At 38.8% G+C, this 16117-nt stretch carries 18 protein-coding genes; 6 read left to right on the plus strand and 12 right to left on the minus strand.

Translation table 11 applies throughout. The annotated features are described in order from the left end of the window. Window positions 1-79 precede the first annotated feature (79 nt). The 3 genes from B3E92_RS24305 to B3E92_RS00830 are packed head-to-tail and all read right to left on the minus strand — an operon-like array spanning window position 80 to window position 685. Window positions 80-157 (minus strand): potassium-transporting ATPase subunit F, encoded by a 78-nt coding sequence (locus tag B3E92_RS24305; protein WP_084823209.1) that lies wholly within the window; start codon window positions 155-157, stop codon window positions 80-82. Further along, window positions 158-535, minus strand: coding sequence for a DUF7674 family protein (locus B3E92_RS00825; RefSeq protein WP_112376186.1), 378 nt, complete (start codon window positions 533-535; stop codon window positions 158-160). A gap of 27 nt (window positions 536-562) precedes the next feature. Beyond that, the gene (locus B3E92_RS00830) at window positions 563-685 is read right to left on the minus strand and encodes a hypothetical protein (protein WP_256604641.1); all 123 of its coding nucleotides are present in this window, start codon (window positions 683-685) and stop codon (window positions 563-565) included. Window positions 686-1368: 683 nt separating this feature from the next. Here B3E92_RS00830 and B3E92_RS00835 point away from each other — a divergent pair. Next, on the plus strand, window positions 1369-2100 hold the full coding sequence (locus tag B3E92_RS00835; RefSeq protein WP_286753825.1) for a 3-keto-disaccharide hydrolase: 732 nt from the start codon (window positions 1369-1371) through the stop codon (window positions 2098-2100). A gap of 91 nt (window positions 2101-2191) precedes the next feature. Here B3E92_RS00835 and B3E92_RS00840 read toward each other — a convergent pair whose 3' ends face one another. The 4 genes from B3E92_RS00840 to B3E92_RS00855 all read right to left on the minus strand — a co-directional run bounded on the left by B3E92_RS00840 (window position 2192) and on the right by B3E92_RS00855 (window position 4310). Beyond that, complete coding sequence (locus tag B3E92_RS00840; RefSeq protein WP_286894894.1) at window positions 2192-2662, minus strand: hypothetical protein; 471 nt, start codon at window positions 2660-2662, stop codon at window positions 2192-2194. 165 nt (window positions 2663-2827) lie between these two features. Then, window positions 2828-3145: a DMT family transporter gene (locus tag B3E92_RS00845; RefSeq protein WP_046674567.1), complete on the minus strand. Its 318-nt coding sequence runs from the start codon at window positions 3143-3145 to the stop codon at window positions 2828-2830. Window positions 3146-3222: 77 nt separating this feature from the next. Beyond that, on the minus strand, window positions 3223-3780 hold the full coding sequence (locus B3E92_RS00850) for a Crp/Fnr family transcriptional regulator (protein ID WP_070565449.1): 558 nt from the start codon (window positions 3778-3780) through the stop codon (window positions 3223-3225). Window positions 3781-3797: 17 nt separating this feature from the next. Next, complete coding sequence (locus tag B3E92_RS00855) at window positions 3798-4310, minus strand: DUF4269 domain-containing protein (RefSeq protein ID WP_286894896.1); 513 nt, start codon at window positions 4308-4310, stop codon at window positions 3798-3800. A 282-nt stretch (window positions 4311-4592) separates the two neighbouring features. Between B3E92_RS00855 and B3E92_RS00860 the strand changes: the two genes are divergently transcribed. The 3 genes from B3E92_RS00860 to B3E92_RS00870 all read left to right on the plus strand — a co-directional run bounded on the left by B3E92_RS00860 (window position 4593) and on the right by B3E92_RS00870 (window position 8787). Then, window positions 4593-6326 (plus strand): TonB-dependent receptor, encoded by a 1734-nt coding sequence (locus tag B3E92_RS00860; protein WP_286894898.1) that lies wholly within the window; start codon window positions 4593-4595, stop codon window positions 6324-6326. After that, entirely contained in the window at window positions 6286-7779 is a 1494-nt protein-coding gene (locus tag B3E92_RS00865; RefSeq protein ID WP_286894900.1) for a hypothetical protein, read from the plus strand. The genes B3E92_RS00860 and B3E92_RS00865 overlap by 41 nt, the downstream gene beginning before the upstream one ends. A gap of 63 nt (window positions 7780-7842) precedes the next feature. Further along, window positions 7843-8787: an MBL fold metallo-hydrolase gene (locus B3E92_RS00870; RefSeq protein ID WP_286894901.1), complete on the plus strand. Its 945-nt coding sequence runs from the start codon at window positions 7843-7845 to the stop codon at window positions 8785-8787. A 41-nt stretch (window positions 8788-8828) separates the two neighbouring features. Here the strand turns inward: B3E92_RS00870 and B3E92_RS00875 are convergent, their stop codons facing one another. Further along, the gene (locus B3E92_RS00875; protein ID WP_112376174.1) at window positions 8829-9428 is read right to left on the minus strand and encodes a nitroreductase family protein; all 600 of its coding nucleotides are present in this window, start codon (window positions 9426-9428) and stop codon (window positions 8829-8831) included. Between the two features lie 142 nt (window positions 9429-9570). Between B3E92_RS00875 and B3E92_RS00880 the strand changes: the two genes are divergently transcribed. Beyond that, window positions 9571-9867: a winged helix-turn-helix transcriptional regulator gene (locus B3E92_RS00880; RefSeq protein ID WP_201303552.1), complete on the plus strand. Its 297-nt coding sequence runs from the start codon at window positions 9571-9573 to the stop codon at window positions 9865-9867. Window positions 9868-10075: 208 nt separating this feature from the next. Here the strand turns inward: B3E92_RS00880 and B3E92_RS00885 are convergent, their stop codons facing one another. Together B3E92_RS00885 and B3E92_RS00890 are read right to left on the minus strand one after the other, a co-directional pair. Further along, on the minus strand, window positions 10076-10984 hold the full coding sequence (locus tag B3E92_RS00885) for an NAD(P)/FAD-dependent oxidoreductase (protein WP_070565461.1): 909 nt from the start codon (window positions 10982-10984) through the stop codon (window positions 10076-10078). Between the two features lie 12 nt (window positions 10985-10996). Further along, on the minus strand, window positions 10997-11605 hold the full coding sequence (locus tag B3E92_RS00890) for a class I SAM-dependent methyltransferase (RefSeq protein ID WP_070565463.1): 609 nt from the start codon (window positions 11603-11605) through the stop codon (window positions 10997-10999). 266 nt (window positions 11606-11871) lie between these two features. Here B3E92_RS00890 and B3E92_RS00895 point away from each other — a divergent pair, with 266 nt between their 5' ends. After that, a complete protein-coding gene (locus B3E92_RS00895) occupies window positions 11872-12534 on the plus strand; it encodes a DUF1349 domain-containing protein (protein WP_112376172.1) in 663 nt (220 codons plus the stop codon). Window positions 12535-12580: 46 nt separating this feature from the next. Here the strand turns inward: B3E92_RS00895 and B3E92_RS00900 are convergent, their stop codons facing one another. Both B3E92_RS00900 and B3E92_RS00905 read right to left on the minus strand, forming a co-directional pair. Continuing rightward, a complete protein-coding gene (locus tag B3E92_RS00900; protein WP_286894902.1) occupies window positions 12581-13360 on the minus strand; it encodes a helix-turn-helix domain-containing protein in 780 nt (259 codons plus the stop codon). Between the two features lie 29 nt (window positions 13361-13389). After that, entirely contained in the window at window positions 13390-15945 is a 2556-nt protein-coding gene (locus B3E92_RS00905; protein ID WP_286894903.1) for a BamA/TamA family outer membrane protein, read from the minus strand. Window positions 15946-16117 lie beyond the last annotated feature (172 nt).

A 16117-nucleotide genomic window follows, 5' to 3' on the forward strand; every position in this document is an offset into this window, starting at 1 on the left:
CTTTTGACTTCGTAATGCCAAAAGGACTGACTGAAAGCGCAGTTTCATCGCTGACAATGACGAATGAGTAATCTTGTTATTAAAATTTTTCTGGCCTTAAGAGTACATAACAGATGTATGTAAAAACCAGTAGTGCTACAATAAATAAAGCTGTCATTTACTTTGATATTAGAAGGTTATGGATTTGTTGTCCTTTGAGGACCTCTAAAAATGGTGTTGGTAGCTGGGCTTCGATTTCTGCCCATGCATGGACCGAACTTATACGTCGAAGACCTCCTAAAGATCTAACAAAAAGATTTTCCAAAATGTATTTTACATAATTGTTTCCTCGTCCATAAATCATTCCGAGGAAATGAATATGCTGGCAAATTTTGTCCGTGCTTTGCAGTACTATTAAGCTCCGAAGATGATTAATAACGGCCTGTAAAGCTCCTGCAAAATTGTGCTTCCGTAATAGGAAACTAATCTCTGATCGGATTTCTTTATAATGGAGCGCCATATACAAACCTGCACCGTATTGATTTAATTTTTTCATGTTGTTCGTAAAACTATGTATCAAAATCTACCCGATATAGAGTTGAAAAATCATTGCAATAATCAATACCACTACGATGACCTTCGCTATACGGTCGCCCGACACATTATGAGCGGAACCTCTGCCTTTATTTTCTTGCTTCTCTTTCATATTATTTATTTTATATTTTGCCGAAAAAGTCGACCATTTTATAGAATAACCAGAAGAAAAATAGTCCAGTTATGATGAGTATGATTGTTATTACCATTGTTAAACTTTATTAGTGACTTGCGATTTCATTTTTTAAACTTGAATTTAATGCTAGTAGCTTTGCCGATCGTCCCCCTCGGCGGACTCTTACCACATACTTTTCTTTTCCGTCCTGTTTTCATATTTACATTCATTTGTCCCCATAAGCCAAATCCTGTTCCACTGTGCCGAAAAACATCATAAAACACTATTAATCAGATGCTATAAAAAAATAAGTCACAAAATAGAATTGGATAATCCTATCATTTTGATAAGGTTATTTTATCAAAATGAGAATGACTATGCTAAAAATGTGATCAAATCATTATAATGTGTACCTTGTCATCTATGCTTGAAAGGTGACCAAAAAAGTATAGACGGCTTGAGCCGATTTATCTTTTAAAATGATGGGCCAGCACATTTTGAAAATTCATGAATGAATGGGAGAATATGTGAACCTCGGGATAAGTATTAGCAGAAGCACTATGTAACAAATTTGCAAAGGAATATGAAATTGTCTCCAAAAGTTCACATTAAAAATTATTTTAGGGAATACATATTGGTTGGGAAAACGTATTAAAAAGACACTTATAAAAATAAAAACAATGATAAACTTAAACCTTTTCAAAAAAATCACCTTATGGGTCTTTCTGGGCTGTATTTTACTCTCCTGTCAAAATGAAAAAAGCAGTCCCAATACATTGACAGAAGAAGAGCAAAGTAATGGCTGGCAACTTTTATTTGATGGTAGCACGCTCAACAATTGGCATACGTACAATAATAGCAAAAATGCGCCCACGGCCTGGATTGTAAAAAATGGAACAATTTACTGTGACCCAAACAGTGAAAGCCAAAAATACGACTTGGTATCGGACAAAGAGTATAAAAATTATGAGTTTAAGTTTGAATGGAAGCTGGAAAAAGAGGGAAATAGTGGCGTTTTTGTCAACGTACAGGAAAGACCCGATATTAATGCGACCTACCATTCTGGACCGGAGTACCAACTGTTGGCAGATTCCCATCCTGATTTTGATAAACCGCTAAAGCGTTCGGGCTGTCTTTATACATTTCTACCGCAACAAAACTTTGTCAACATTAAAACGCAAGATGATTGGAATGAATCCAGTATCGTTCAGAAAGATGGAAAAATTACATTCTTCCTAAATGGAAAAATCACCGCTGAAATGGATTTTAATTCAGCTAAATGGAAAGATTTAGTAAAGCATAGTAATTTCAAAGATTATCCGGAGTTTGGTAAGCATATCAATGGGAAATTAGCACTGCAGGATTGGTCGAGAGGCGTATCGTTTAGAAATCTAAAAATAAAGCTTTTATAAAAAAAGTCCTTCAGATATGCGAAGGACTTGGACGCTAAAACAAAAAATTGTTTTAGCGTCTCGATTATAAAAAATATCGCAAGAAGTATTACTACCGCCATTCAATTCTTGTATCTATCCAAAAACAATCCCTATTCCGCCGAAATAGATCTTCTGGTCTTTGGTGATTGTAGATGAGTTCTTCCAACGCATTAAAATTATAGCGAAACATATCTTCATCCTTTGACTGAATAGGGCGCAAAATTGAATCTTCATCATCGATAAAAATATCGGATTCGAAAATATTGATTTGATGCGTATTCACCCAAGCAATTGCCATTTCCTTACTCATTCGTTCCAATGCTTTGGTCGTTTCCTGATATTGTTTCATTTCCCAGGGAAGATCTTCCGGATAATGCGAAGCAATATAGTCTTGGTACGCTTTTATATCACCTTCACGGAGACATTCATTGCGAAGCAAAAGTCTTGTCGTGTCCCGAGCAAAGCTAATATACTCCGGCCGCATAAATAGGCCGTACCTTTTACTATACAATTCTATTTTTTCTGCTAGTTCTCGCCTCATAATTTGATTATCAAGCAAAAATCATCCCAACCTACTCTTTTATAAGGAGTTTTGATTAAAAAAGTGCGTTTCAAACGACTTTGAACATTCTAGTCAAGCAAATTGAGCTCACCTTTATAATTTATTTAAATCTTCCCTAACATAAATAGCATTTCCTGTGGCTTTTTAGAATATTTTTAAACCGATAATTCCAGCGACGATCAATGTTGCTGAAAGGAGCCTAAATATATTGGCAGAATCTCCGAAAAAAAAGATTCCAACAATCAATGTTCCCACAGCTCCCAAACCTGTCCATACGGCATAAGCTGTACCGATAGGAATTGCCTTTTGAGCGTAAAACAATAATCCTCCACTAATGCTCATAGAAACAATAGCCAATATGATCCAACCCAATTTATTTGAATCTGGCTGTTGAGCCATTTTTAATCCGAGCGGCCAGCCAATTTCAAAAATGCCAGCGATGATCAATGCAATCCAATTCATTTTCAATAGTTTAAATTTCTACAGCAAAGATAATCGCTAAATGAGGGGCATTTTTTGACTTATATCAAAATCGTACCTTATCGCCGGATCCGACTAAGTGTTTCTTGTGTAATCCCTAAATATGATGCAATATGACCGAGATTAATTCTATTTAACAAATTGGGCTGTAAGCGTATGAGCGATTGATATCGTTCTACTGCAGATTCGGTATGCAGGGACATAATCCGTTCTTCAAGAATAATACAAACCTCCTCGGCAATCTTCCGACCGATAAGATTTAGTTCAGGATAAATTCTATACAATTCATTTAAATCGTCTACAGAAATAGCATAGATCTCGGAATCTTCAAGAAGCTGAATATTTTCAAAAGAGGGTTTTTCAGTATAAACGGGTAAAATCGATCCAAAAATCTGGTTTTCCTCACCAAACCAGCTGTTCATTTCACGTCCGTTTTTAAAAAAATAAGCTCGTAGTAATCCTGTACTTAAAACAAAATAACTGGATAAATGCTGCCCTTCTCTCAAAAAATGCTCGCCCTTTTTCTTAAAGAAATAACGCGTTCTATTTTCTACCGCTTTCTCAATTGCTTCATTGAGATAGCCATATTTTTTGAACTGTTCAACTAGGGGATTCATTCTATTATAGATTAAAATCATTCATAGTTCATCGTGTTATCTGCTGGATTATACTTTAGAAGTTCTGTATATGCATCGCCTTCAATTCCCAATAGCTGACAAAATGCAGGCTCAGTTTTTATCCCACTCCTCTTGAGCTGTCTGACCTGTTCAGCGAATTCTCCACCCCTCAATTGAATAATTTCATGCTCTTTAAGCATATGTAAGTATCCATTCTGAATTTCAGTTGCTTTATCCGTTGCATAAATTTCAAAAAGCTGCTCTTCAATCGTGAAACGGCAGATGATTACACGATCGGCCGGCCGCTGTAACCGAAAATGTGCATGTTTCGAAAAATTAAGAGACAGCATTTCTTCAAGAGCATCAAAATCGTCGACACAAAGAATAATGTCTATATCACTCCCACCCACATCTAGCTGAATCGGTATCGTACCAACTACAATCGGATCATAAGCATCAAGAAGAGTAGTAATTTGATAGTCAGTCAATAACCGATAGGCTTTTTTCTGCACGTCGTTTCCAGACTTCAAATAATCTATGTTTTTAAAATTTATGGTCATAAGTAACGATAAAATCCAATCCGGTTAAATAGGTTTGAATATACTAAACAACAAAAGAAAAAACGTAAACATAATCAAAATTAAAAAATAGCCGCAAGCAAGATTGGACTGAATTATCAATAATAAAAAACGGTTTATACCTACGACAGTGGAAACCGTTAAATAATATTTACTTAACACAAAATCAATACTACTCTCCTACCTTTATCGCGGTTTAAAAATCACCTAGTCATTTAAACAGCTACAAAACAAATGAGAAAACATTTGATTACCAGCATTTTGCTAAGCACAATCGGTACCTCACTTACCTATGCGCAAAATGAAACCACCTCTGCTCTGAATGGAACCGTCAGAGAGGGAAATTCGCCAATCAATGGGGCGACAATTGAAGCCATACATTTACCTTCTGGGACAAAGTACGTTACTTCATCGCGAAGTGACGGACGCTATAATCTCCCCAATATGAGAATTGGTGGCCCTTATCAAATCACTGTAACTTATCTTGGGCATTCACCCAATATCAAGCAGATCGAGAAACTGGCTTTGGGACAAAGCTCAACATTAGATATTCAGATGCAGTCCGCATCGCAAGTATTGGATGAAGCTGTCGTTGTAGGTACGAGACAGGGCAAAGTCTTCAACTCCGGCCGAACAGGTGCGGCACAAAACATTTCCCGCACAGCGATTCAAAATCTACCCACACTCAATCGAAGCTTTACAGACTTTGTCAAACTGACCCCTCAATTTTCGATGCAGTACGGTAATCCTTCTTTTGCAGGAAGAAGCAACCTTGCCAATAACTTTACCATCGATGGCGCGCTATTTAACAACGCGTTTGGACTACAAGGAACCATCGGAAGCCAAACAAACTCGCAACCTATCAATATGGATGCCTTTGAGGAGATTTCAGTAAACATTGCTCCTTATGACGTAAGACAAAATGGTTTTACCGGTGCTGCAATCAATGCCGTAACAAGAAGTGGTACCAACGAAGTACAAGGTTCGTTAAATTATTATTTCAGAAATCAGAATTTAGTCAACAAATACAATTCGGCCGGACTAAGAGCACCAGTCAACAACTTCAGCTTAAAAGGCTATGGTTTTACCGTGGGGGGACCAATTATCAAAAACAAGCTATTCTTTTTTGCAAGCGGCGAGCTTGAGCGAAGAACAGACCCAGGAACAAATTTTATAGCTTCACGCGGAGGAAATACGGGGCCGAATGTTTCAACCGTATCTGCGGAGAAACTTGATGAGCTAGCCAACTACCTTAAATCGATCGGGTATAATCCTGGATCTTATCAAGATTATCCTTTGGATACACGCAGTGACAAATTTTCCGTTAAATTAGATTACAATATCGATCAAAAAAATACCTTAAGCGCTAAATATTTCTACTTTCGTTCCTATCGCGACATCTTACCGTCCAATAGTGGTGCGCCCAAAAATAATCGGCAACCGTCCAACCTTGGCCTACCTTTCAGCTCAGCAGGCTACGGTATAAACAACAACATGGACAATGTGAATTTAGAATTACGTACGCGTATCAGTAGCAAATATTCTAATTCATTGACCGTAGGATACAATGTCATGAACGACTATAGAGAGTCGAAAGGTGGCCAACCATTTCCTTTGGTAGACATCATGAACCCCGACGGTAGTAGCATGACAGCATTTGGTTACGAACCATTTACAGCATTTAATAGCTTAAAGACGAAGGTATTTCAAGCAACCAACAACTTTAATATTTATGCCGGAAAGCATGAGATTACCTTGGGAGCCAATTTTGAAAATTACAAAACCACCAATGGATTTGCACCGAACTATTATGGAGCCTATACATTTGCCAGTTTAGATGACTTCTACAACTCTGCAAAAAATAATGTTTCCAACGCAACCAAATACCAAATCCAATATTCTGTTTTACCTGATGGGTCATTTCCTTATGCAGAAATTTCAGCACGTATGCATATCATCCCCCAATGAACTGAAAAATGATAATGTAACCAAGTTGAATTTTGATCAAGGTGAAAAGATCGATGTATCAAAATATCCAAAGAGTGCAATTCTTTGGTCGCCACGAATTGGATTTAATTGGAATGTCAATGGAACAAATCAAACGCAGGTACGTGGTGGATCGGGAATCTTTACGGGTCGTCCGCCATTAGTATGGATTTCTAATCAGGCCGGCAATAATGGTGTTATGTTTGGTTCTGAATCTATTAATAATCCTACAAACCGCCCATTTACACCTGATGTAGATGCTTATCGCAATGTGAACCACCAAACTGCAGCCAACAACTCGAGTTATAACTTGGCGGTAACGGATAATAACTTCAAATTTATGCAGCTTTGGAGAACGAACCTTGCCATTGACCAAAAATTACCAGGCGGTGTTATTGGTACTTTTGAAGCCATGTATTCAAAAGATATCAATTCGGTCTATTTCCGTAACGTCAATCTAAATACGACGGACGGTAAAGCTTTAGTTGGTGCCGATAACCGTATGCGTTACAATACTCCACGTATTTATGGTGCTGCTCAACCTACTCCCGAAAATCCGAATATTTCCGACGCCATTGTGATGTCCAATACATCAAAAGGTTATAGTTATACCTTGACAGGAACATTGTCGAAAGAGTTCAAAGGTGGATTTTTTGCAAATATCGGTTATACCTATACAGATTCAAGATCTGTGAACGATGGAGGATCTATTGCTCAATCCATGTGGCGTGATCGCTATGTGTCGGGTAATCCAAATAGCGCTGACCTATCTTATTCAACTTATTTGGTTAAAAATAGATTTATTGCCAACTTCTCTTACCGTAAAGAATACCTGGATCATTTAGGAACGACATTCTCCTTATTTTATCAACTGCAGGACGGGCCTCGCTACTCTTATACTTATGGCGGTGACCTGAACAATGATGGTTTGTCTGGTAATGACTTGATCTACATTCCAAATAGTAAAGCTGAAATTGCACTTGTTGGCGACAATGCGCAAGACACTCGGACAGCTGATCAATTATGGTCTCAATTGAACGGATACATTAATCAGGACAATTACCTGAACGCGCACAGAGGCCAATACGCGAAACGTAACGCATTGGTAGGAAAAATGATCGGAACACTGGATATCCGCATCGCGCAAGATGTATTTTTAAATACCAGCGGAAAGAAACATCAATTGCAGATTACTTTTGATGTATTTAATTTCGGTAATATGATCAACAAAAGCTGGGGAGTTGCCCAATTTGCCAACAAAGCGAACGGTATCTTAAATTACAAAGGATTGAATGCGCAGGGACAACCAACATTCTCATTCCCGTATTTAGATGCAACAAATCAGATTCCTTTAACCAACACTTTCTCGAACAGTGTGGATGAAACTTCACGCTGGAGAATTCAGCTGGGTGTACGTTACCGATTCAACCAATAAACAAAAAATAACGTAAATTTGAACCCATCCTATAACAACGGATGGGTTTTTAGTTTAATAATCATGAAAAAACTAGCGCTTTCCATTTTTACATTTCTTGTGACCATGACCTGTCAGGCACAGCATTTTGACCTTGTCCCGCTGGGAATAGATGGTGGCGAACAAGAAGACAATCTTTCTGCTTATTTAGTAGGCACTCCAAGAGATACGGCCTTCCTTTGCCTCGACGCCGGAACCATAAATACGGGGATTAGAAAAGCTATTGTGTTGAAAAGTCTAAATGGATCGGTCGAAACAATTTTGCATAACCAAATAAAGGGATATTTCATTTCCCATGGACATCTCGATCATCTATCGGGTCTTATTATTAATTCTCCTGCCGATAGCAAAAAGAACATTTTCGCTATTGATCCGGTCCTTCAAATTCTACAAAATCACTATTTCATCACGGATACCTGGATCAATTTTGGGGATCAGGGCCAAAAACCCATACTAGGAAAGTATCATTACAACAGTTTACAGGAGGGGCTGGAAATGCAAGTACCAAATACAGCATTATCTTTGACGGCATATGAGCTGAGCCATGTAAATCCATATAAAAGTAGTGCAGCACTTGTCCGCCATGATAATCACTACCTCCTTTACCTCGGCGATACTGGCGCGGACCGGGTGGAAAAATCCGATCAGCTAGATAAGCTCTGGAATAAGATTACCCCACTGATCAAAAATAAACAATTAAACAGCATATTGATTGAAGTCTCCTTCCCAAATAATCAGCCAGAAAATTTACTCTTCGGTCACCTAACCCCCAATTTGCTGCTAGAAGAACTCGTAAAGCTCAAAGAAAAAACGGGACTAAAAAACTTGGAAGGGCTAAGCATAGTGGTCACACACCGAAAACCAACTGGTAACAACCCTGAAATCATTAAAAACGAATTGCTCAACAATAATCCACTTAAAATAAATTATGTTTTCCCCGAACAGGGCAAAAAGATAAGTTTAAACTAATGTAAAAAAGATGAAACCACTATTGGTTTCATCTTTTTTACCTAGAACTCTTCAATTATATCTGCAATTGTCAAACGTGATTTTGCGGTAATTGCAGGCTGATTTGCATCCTCCACATGTCGATAGCCAATAGCAACTGCAAACAGCGTCTGATAGCCATCGAGTTCCAGTATTTCATCGTAGACGGAATTTTCAATTCCTTCCATTGGGGTTGCGTCAATATGATTTGCAGCACAGGCTGCAAGGAAAAATCCCAAAGAAAGATACACCTGTTGCTTCATCCAGGATTGAACATGGACCTCCCCTTTCGACTGCAAAAATTGCTTATAGTAATTAATCGATCCCTCTGGAAGCGTGTTTGCGATCTGCTCTTCAAAGCGATCTACATCGGTAAGTGCGCTAAAGACAACCAGATGGCTTGCCTCATTTATCTTCTGTGCGTTCCAATAGGATGCGGCAGCGAGTTTTTGTTTCATCTCCCCAGAAGAGACAAAGAAGAATTTCCATGGCTGGCTATTGATGGAAGATGGACTCAATCGGATTATTTCCTTTAATTCAGCGATTTTCTCCTCCGGAATTAGCGCTTCTGAATTATACTTTTTCGTTGTGTAACGTTGCTTTGCAGTTTCTAAAAAAGCCATAACATACAAGATTAAATTAACTATATATTTTATAGTTGCAAACTTAAATATAGTATTATATATTTGCAATAACGGTCAAACTTGATAGTAACAGATGTATTTGATAGACAACAAACAATACCCATGCAGTACCAGCCTAACTATGAAATACATAGGCGGAAAATGGAAAGCAGTAATTTTGATTCATCTAATTGAAAAAAAACGTTATAATGAATTAAGAAAAGAATGTGCATTAATTACCGAGCGTACATTAAGCTTACAATTAAAGGAACTTGAGGCTGATGGTTTAGTAAAGCGTACAGTACATACCGAAAAAGCTCCTTTGAAAGTAGATTACGAACTTACACCATTCGGCAAGACGCTTATTCCGCTATTAGAATCTATTGCAGAATGGGGACGGGAAACGGCTAGTCGGACCGAACGTATTCAACAAATGTAGAGTAGGAACCGTCGACTTTTAAAACGATTATCCATCATAAAGGATCACTTCCTGGTGTCGGTTTATCTTATCGGCAGCTATTATTTCAGTAAAATTTGGACAAAAAAATTTAATAAAGACAGCATTTACGCATCAGGAAGTTTTTGTAAAAACTTCCTGATGAATTAACAATGTGTCACCACTGCCGGAAAACAGATCAATATGGCCACTAAAAAACCTCATCAACAAGTTCTTTATTAACCATTGCTCCAGCTAGGTTTCCTGCAGCAACCGCATTCGCTACAGAACGCATCATACTGGAATTATCTCCACAGGCAAAAACACCCGCGACTGTTGTTTTCTGGAAATTGTCTGTTTTTATATGTCCCTGATCGGTCAATTCGCAACCTAACATAGCAGGAATAAGCGAATGTTGCCTGAAAGGTATGGCAGCATAAACAGCATCAAAGGCAAGTTCACGACCGTCTTTTAATTGTACCTGTTGGACCCATCCATTCTTATGCTGGATTTTAGTTATTTCTTCTTCAATAATCGAAATACCATGTAACTTCAGTTTTGCTTTCTGCTTAACATCAAAACTAGCCTTACCCGAAGTCAATAGCGTTAAGTCGTTCGAGAGATTATTGACCAATCCCGCTACGTGAAGTGCACGCTCTCCATTGGCCATAATAGCAGTTTTTCCTTTTCGGAATTCATAACCGTGACAATATGGGCAATGGATAACCGAAATTCCCCAACAGGCTGAAAATCCTTGTATACTAGGCATAATATCTTCCACACCAGTCGCAAAAATGAGCTTTTTAGCCTGAAAGACGTCCCCATTTTCGGTGGTTATTTCATACCCTGTAGCTGTCATCATGCCGCTCACAGCAAGCCCTTTCTGGAACTTGACACTCGGGTAGTTCAGAACTTCCTCCCTCGCTTTTTTCGCTATACTAAGCGGCTTTTCACCATCATGCGTAATGAAATTATGAGAGTGCGGCGTCTGTCGATTACAAGGTAGCCCACTATCGATAATCAACACATTCCGCAAGGAACGTCCCAATGCCATCGCTGCAGAAAGCCCCGCATAACTTCCCCCAACGATAATTACCTCATAGCTTCTATCATCTTTCATAAATATATATATTTAAATATTAATCCTCTTCTGACAAATGATGAAGTAGAATGGAAAATTTTCCTCTACCTCCCTAATTTCCATTAATCCATAGGGATCGAATTCGGCATGAATGGAATCAATATCGTAAAAAAACATATGTACTCCATCAAACATTGCAAATCGATCAGTGCCTATGGCCTCCCCCTTTCCATAGATACTCGCTAGCTTTGATACGGTCGTAAAAATCATATAACCTCCTTCAGCTAATTGGTCAAAGCAATGCTGGATTAACGCATTACGTTCTTCAGCATCCAATAGATGAATAAGCCCGTAACAAAATATACCGTCATATATATCCTGATCAAAAGGCATTTCATTAACCGAACCATGATGGATTATCGTATTTGTCCCAAAGGATTTCCGGGCGAGTTCTATTGCCGTTTTCGAGATCTCAATGCCTGTAATTTTTATTCCATTTTCCAAAAAAGGGCGACCGTTGCGACCGTAGCCGAACCCAGGAATCAGTATATTTTTGATGTTGTGTTCCAAAAAAAAGCCTACTGCAAACGTTGTAGACTTTGCGGCTTCATCCCCCCACATTTCTTGCTTCTCTATAAAATTACGTTCCCAAAATTCCATACTGCTGTTGCTTATATTGTTTAAAATTGAAATCGATCTTGTTTGCTATACCGATTCGGTACTACAGTGGATTAAAAGTCAACTCAGCGAAGATAGTATTTTTCACTATTGCAACTATGTAGCAAAAACATTAAATGCAATTAAATTGCAAATAAATTACAATAGGATGAATTATTGAAATCATGGTTATTTATCAGTATTGAAAACCTGGGCTATGCTTAAATATCTTTGCTGATGAAAATGAATATCATCACAAAAACAAAAACATGAAAACTATAAAGACATTTTTAGCAGCTTCATTATTTCCATTGCTTACGATGCAGGCCAGCGCACAAAAATTGGATAAGATGCTTTGGTTTAACGAACCAACAGAATGGAACATCAAAGACAATTCACTTTCGATGTTCGTTACGCCTAAAAGCGATTATTGGCGTATCTCTCATTATGGATTTACAGTAGACGACGCCCCCTTTTTCTATACGCTACGCGGGGGAGAGTTTGAAGTCAAGGCAAAGATCTCGGCGAACTACCAAACCCGCTTTGACCAAGCAGGTCTCATGCTGCGCATTGATCATGAAAACTATATAAAAGCAGGGATAGAATTTGTGGATGGAAAATACAATTTGAGTACGGTCGTTACGCATAAAACGAGTGATTGGAGCATTATTCCAATAGATAAGGAAATCCCTTTTATTTGGATCAAAGCAATACGTCGATTAGATGCTGTCGAATTTTTCTATTCTTTTGATGACAAGGAGTATATCATGATGAGGAATGCCTGGCTGCAGGATAATCACCCTGTTATGGTTGGTTTAATGGCAGCTTCACCAGACGGCAATGGCTTTCAGGCGAAATTTGACTATTTTACGATCAAACACCTTGCAGATCAACGTCGAAGCAAATGGCTGAAAGAGAATAATTCAAACTAAAAAATATCGACGCCCGTCTAAGACAGCCCCATAGACGGGCGTCATCTTAAGTCAGTATGTCCTGCTGCATCTTGTTAAACACACTCACTGCTTCATATGAATTTCGTACACGAAGCTTTTGGAGTATATTTTGCCGATGCCTGTTAACGGTATTAATGCTCAACCCTAGTTTTTCGGCAATTCGTTTACTAATCATCCCCTCCTTGATGCAGCTTAAAATTTCTTTCTCTCGTGTACTAATCGAAGTTTTCGCACCATAGCCATCTAAGTGATGGACTACGCCTGTTACCTGATTGAGGATATAATTTCGAAGATTGATTGAAGTTTCAGTTTCTGGTAGTAAGGTATAACAGCATAAAGCCAGCTGGGGGAATTCCGGTCCTGGGGTGTCCAAGTAAAAAATCTGATGGGACAGCTGGATGATTTGCCCCTCTCTCCCTTCGACCCGAAGTATACTGTTTGCTTGATAATTGAATCGCTCCGCCAGATCCTTTTTTTTGACCAAGTTGAGAAATTGAAGCTCCAAAGCATGCTTAATGGCCAAATCATCGGGGTAAACACGTTCGAGAAGAAAATCTTCCCAAATACCGTTTATTTCCATCTTCTTGTCATATGAAGGAAGGTAAAGTCGTTCTGCAATTGTCCCCATATAGGTATAACTCCAGTTTGCCGTCAGGTCACTCAGTACGACTATACCGTTATGAATGTCGGCAAAAGTTTTTGCGTAACTCTTATAGTGTTTTAGCACAGATAAATCGATGCTGCTATTTCGTAATCTACGCTCAGCAAAATTTCTATCTAATTTTTTTTTGATCTCCGATTTCATTTTATACTTAAAAGCTTCGTTTTAGGTCTTTAAAAAGAAAGTCCTATCCGGAGATAGGGCAAGGTTGCTTCTTTACTGAATCCTATTACTCCTTGAATAGTTAATAGATCTCCAGGCATAAAATAAATTCCTCCACCATATCCCATATGCCAATCATTGGAGTTTTCATGGCTCATCCAGACCCGTCCGACGTCATAAAAACCTATTGCTCCGACTGTTCCAGGAACAATGTAAGAAGAGTAGCTAAATAATTTTAACCGCATGTCAAAATTATTATAAAGCGCTGTTTTCCCCGTAAATCGCCGAGAATTATACCCTCTTAAGCTCATTTCTCCTCCAATTTGTGCGTGCTGATAAAAGTAGGGATCTCCCCATACCGCATCAAATCCCACACGATTAGCAAAAGTAATATAGTTGTCGGCAACCGTTTTATAAACACTCATGGAATGCTGTAATTTTGTATAGTTGCGGCCCTCCCCTCCGATTTCAGCATTCCACCCCAATCTAGTGTGAAAATGTACTCCCGATTTTGGATTACTGATATTATCGCGGGTATCGTAATCTATACCAGTGGTGACCCCAGTGAAAAAATTACTACCGTAGATAGGCTCCGAAGGATATTTTTCATGAAACTCTTCAAAGTATCGTCCAACATTATTTAATTCTTTACTATTATAATATTCGGAGGAGGATCCATAGAAAACCTTGAATTTGGGGGCTAGGTATCTTTCTAGAAAAATATCACCATTCACAAGATCAAATCGATTTCGGTAATAGGAAATGCGCTTTGAATCCGATTTATCAAAAATGGTATTATTTCCATACCCAAAGAAGTTGCTCAGGTTTTTGGGCCCAAGGGATGAAAGATGAATGTAAAGATCATGCCCTGCAATGAGTTCCTTATAATTACCTTTGTAATCAAACATAAATGATTCGCGACCGGTCAAATAACTGGCAAGAAACTGATGCCTATACGCATAAGGTTTCTTTCTGAATCCTTGATTTTCGATCATATACCCCAGTCCAAAAATAAGTCCGCGGTCAACGCCATAGTCCAAATTAAAAACAACTCCTTTACGATCATAGACAAAATTGTCATAGTCAAACGTATGGACAGCACTGTCTTTGCTCAATTTCAGATGAATAGCATCATCAACCTGGATAGTACCCTGAACCTGGTCTTTACCATCATAAATATAAACTTTGCTGCCATTGGCAAATTTGTCTGTTGTACGGTACAAATCCTGACCATCACCACCAATAATCCGAACCTTTATGGGCGATTTGCCCGATCCATGGAACTTATATTCATCAGCGCCCGATATACCGTATATGCGAACTTCTTTGGTCTGATCAGGTACAAAAGTACGTTTTAGCAATTTTCGCCCTTCGGTGCCATCCTTTTTCTTGTTATGGATATTGACAGTGACCGAACCATCACTATTGTAATCGACATCTACAAATTCAGATTTGGCGGACAATGGTAGTTCAACGACACGGGCTAGAAATCGGTAGTAGGTTAATCCACTTTCCATCAGTTCGTCCCTTCTTGAACGAATATTTGTTTCCAGTTCATTCGCGCTCATTTTCACAATGGTATCAGGCATCGTTAACATAGCCTGATGAATCAACGAATCCGTCAATGTTTTCTGAACAAATTGTATTTCGTCAATCCACTCGTCCTCCGTAAGATGCGTGAGAAAAAAATGATCAAAAGTGCTTGCATTAAAATTCCAATGGGGCACATTTCGGATATGTGGACTAAAGGGTTGCAAATGGGCCTTCAACCATTGATAGGAAAGTAATGTTGGAAATACCCCCGAAGTTTTATAATACACCTTATCCCTATCTCTAGGGACAGGCGTATAGATCTTTTTACCTTTTTCTTTTTCAGGGTCCCAACGCCAGTTGTCTTGATGGCGATCCCAGTCGCCCAACGTAAAATCTAACAATCGTGCACGTAGTGTGAGCTTCTGATCAATTTGTGTGTCATTGTCTTCCAACACTTTACGCATGACTTTTGTGCTATTATCCGTTTTTTGATCCTCAAAAGGGGTACGCGCCTCAAACATATAGGCCCTATTCTTAAATACCTCACGATACTCGCCAAACCTTGGATCATCTCCCACAAAAACCAGTTCCGGCGAGGCTGAAGGAATTCCTAAGGCTTTGTTAAATGGCGGAACGGTCAATGCTCCAAATGGATGATGTATCGAAATCTGATCCTGTACAATATCTTTTGCAAATGTCTTTCGGAGGCTTTCTGGGAGACTGCGTTCAGGATATTTCTGAATGGACCTGAGAACCCACTCCCTACCCGAAGAATCTACCAGTCGAAGCGACTGGGTCTGCATTCCGCCGCCCAACTTGACGATCTGAAGTCCACCTCGCTCTGTAGCGAGATCCATCACACGCATCTTAACAGGAGTATTGTATAATTTACGGTAACTATCTCCAAGCCAAAATCGATGCAATAATCCCACTCGGTCATACTCAGGTGCGATCACCGTGGTAATACTGTCCATACGCTGCGCATGCGAATTAAAAACACAGCAACAGGCAATTAATGTAAAGATTCTTCTCATTTTATCTAAGTCGGGTCTTCGAGAAATCAACAGTCGATACAGGTAGAATGTTTGATGGTCTCGATATCTATTTGGGCTAAAGTTCACCTTTTAAAGCAAAGAATCAAAAACTTTCTGCTCCTTTTTTAGTATAAAACCGCTATTTTGATAAAACTTATTGCTCTCGGTTCGA

The sequence above is a fragment of the Sphingobacterium sp. UBA6317 genome (assembly GCF_002440385.1).
GTDB classification, from domain to species: domain Bacteria; phylum Bacteroidota; class Bacteroidia; order Sphingobacteriales; family Sphingobacteriaceae; genus Sphingobacterium; species Sphingobacterium multivorum.

Bases quoted from the DNA above. Each gene is read 5' to 3' on its own strand.
- B3E92_RS00900 (WP_286894902.1), bottom strand. From the start codon at position 13,360: ATGAAATCGGAGATCAAAAAAAAATTAGATAGAAATTTTGCTGAGCGT.
- B3E92_RS00825 (WP_112376186.1), bottom strand. From the start codon at position 535: ATGAAAAAATTAAATCAATACGGTGCAGGTTTGTATATGGCGCTCCAT.
- B3E92_RS00870 (WP_286894901.1), top strand. From the start codon at position 7,843: ATGAAAAAACTAGCGCTTTCCATTTTTACATTTCTTGTGACCATGACC.
- B3E92_RS00880 (WP_201303552.1), top strand. From the start codon at position 9,571: ATGAAATACATAGGCGGAAAATGGAAAGCAGTAATTTTGATTCATCTA.
- B3E92_RS00830 (WP_256604641.1), bottom strand. From the start codon at position 685: ATGAAAGAGAAGCAAGAAAATAAAGGCAGAGGTTCCGCTCATAATGTG.
- B3E92_RS00905 (WP_286894903.1), bottom strand. From the start codon at position 15,945: ATGAGAAGAATCTTTACATTAATTGCCTGTTGCTGTGTTTTTAATTCG.
- B3E92_RS00845 (WP_046674567.1), bottom strand. From the start codon at position 3,145: ATGAATTGGATTGCATTGATCATCGCTGGCATTTTTGAAATTGGCTGG.
- B3E92_RS00865 (WP_286894900.1), top strand. From the start codon at position 6,286: ATGCAGAAATTTCAGCACGTATGCATATCATCCCCCAATGAACTGAAA.
- B3E92_RS00850 (WP_070565449.1), bottom strand. From the start codon at position 3,780: ATGAATCCCCTAGTTGAACAGTTCAAAAAATATGGCTATCTCAATGAA.
- B3E92_RS24305 (WP_084823209.1), bottom strand. From the start codon at position 157: ATGACAGCTTTATTTATTGTAGCACTACTGGTTTTTACATACATCTGT.
- B3E92_RS00875 (WP_112376174.1), bottom strand. From the start codon at position 9,428: ATGGCTTTTTTAGAAACTGCAAAGCAACGTTACACAACGAAAAAGTAT.
- B3E92_RS00835 (WP_286753825.1), top strand. From the start codon at position 1,369: ATGATAAACTTAAACCTTTTCAAAAAAATCACCTTATGGGTCTTTCTG.
- B3E92_RS00840 (WP_286894894.1), bottom strand. From the start codon at position 2,662: ATGAGGCGAGAACTAGCAGAAAAAATAGAATTGTATAGTAAAAGGTAC.
- B3E92_RS00860 (WP_286894898.1), top strand. From the start codon at position 4,593: ATGAGAAAACATTTGATTACCAGCATTTTGCTAAGCACAATCGGTACC.
- B3E92_RS00890 (WP_070565463.1), bottom strand. From the start codon at position 11,605: ATGGAATTTTGGGAACGTAATTTTATAGAGAAGCAAGAAATGTGGGGG.
- B3E92_RS00895 (WP_112376172.1), top strand. From the start codon at position 11,872: ATGAAAACTATAAAGACATTTTTAGCAGCTTCATTATTTCCATTGCTT.
- B3E92_RS00885 (WP_070565461.1), bottom strand. From the start codon at position 10,984: ATGAAAGATGATAGAAGCTATGAGGTAATTATCGTTGGGGGAAGTTAT.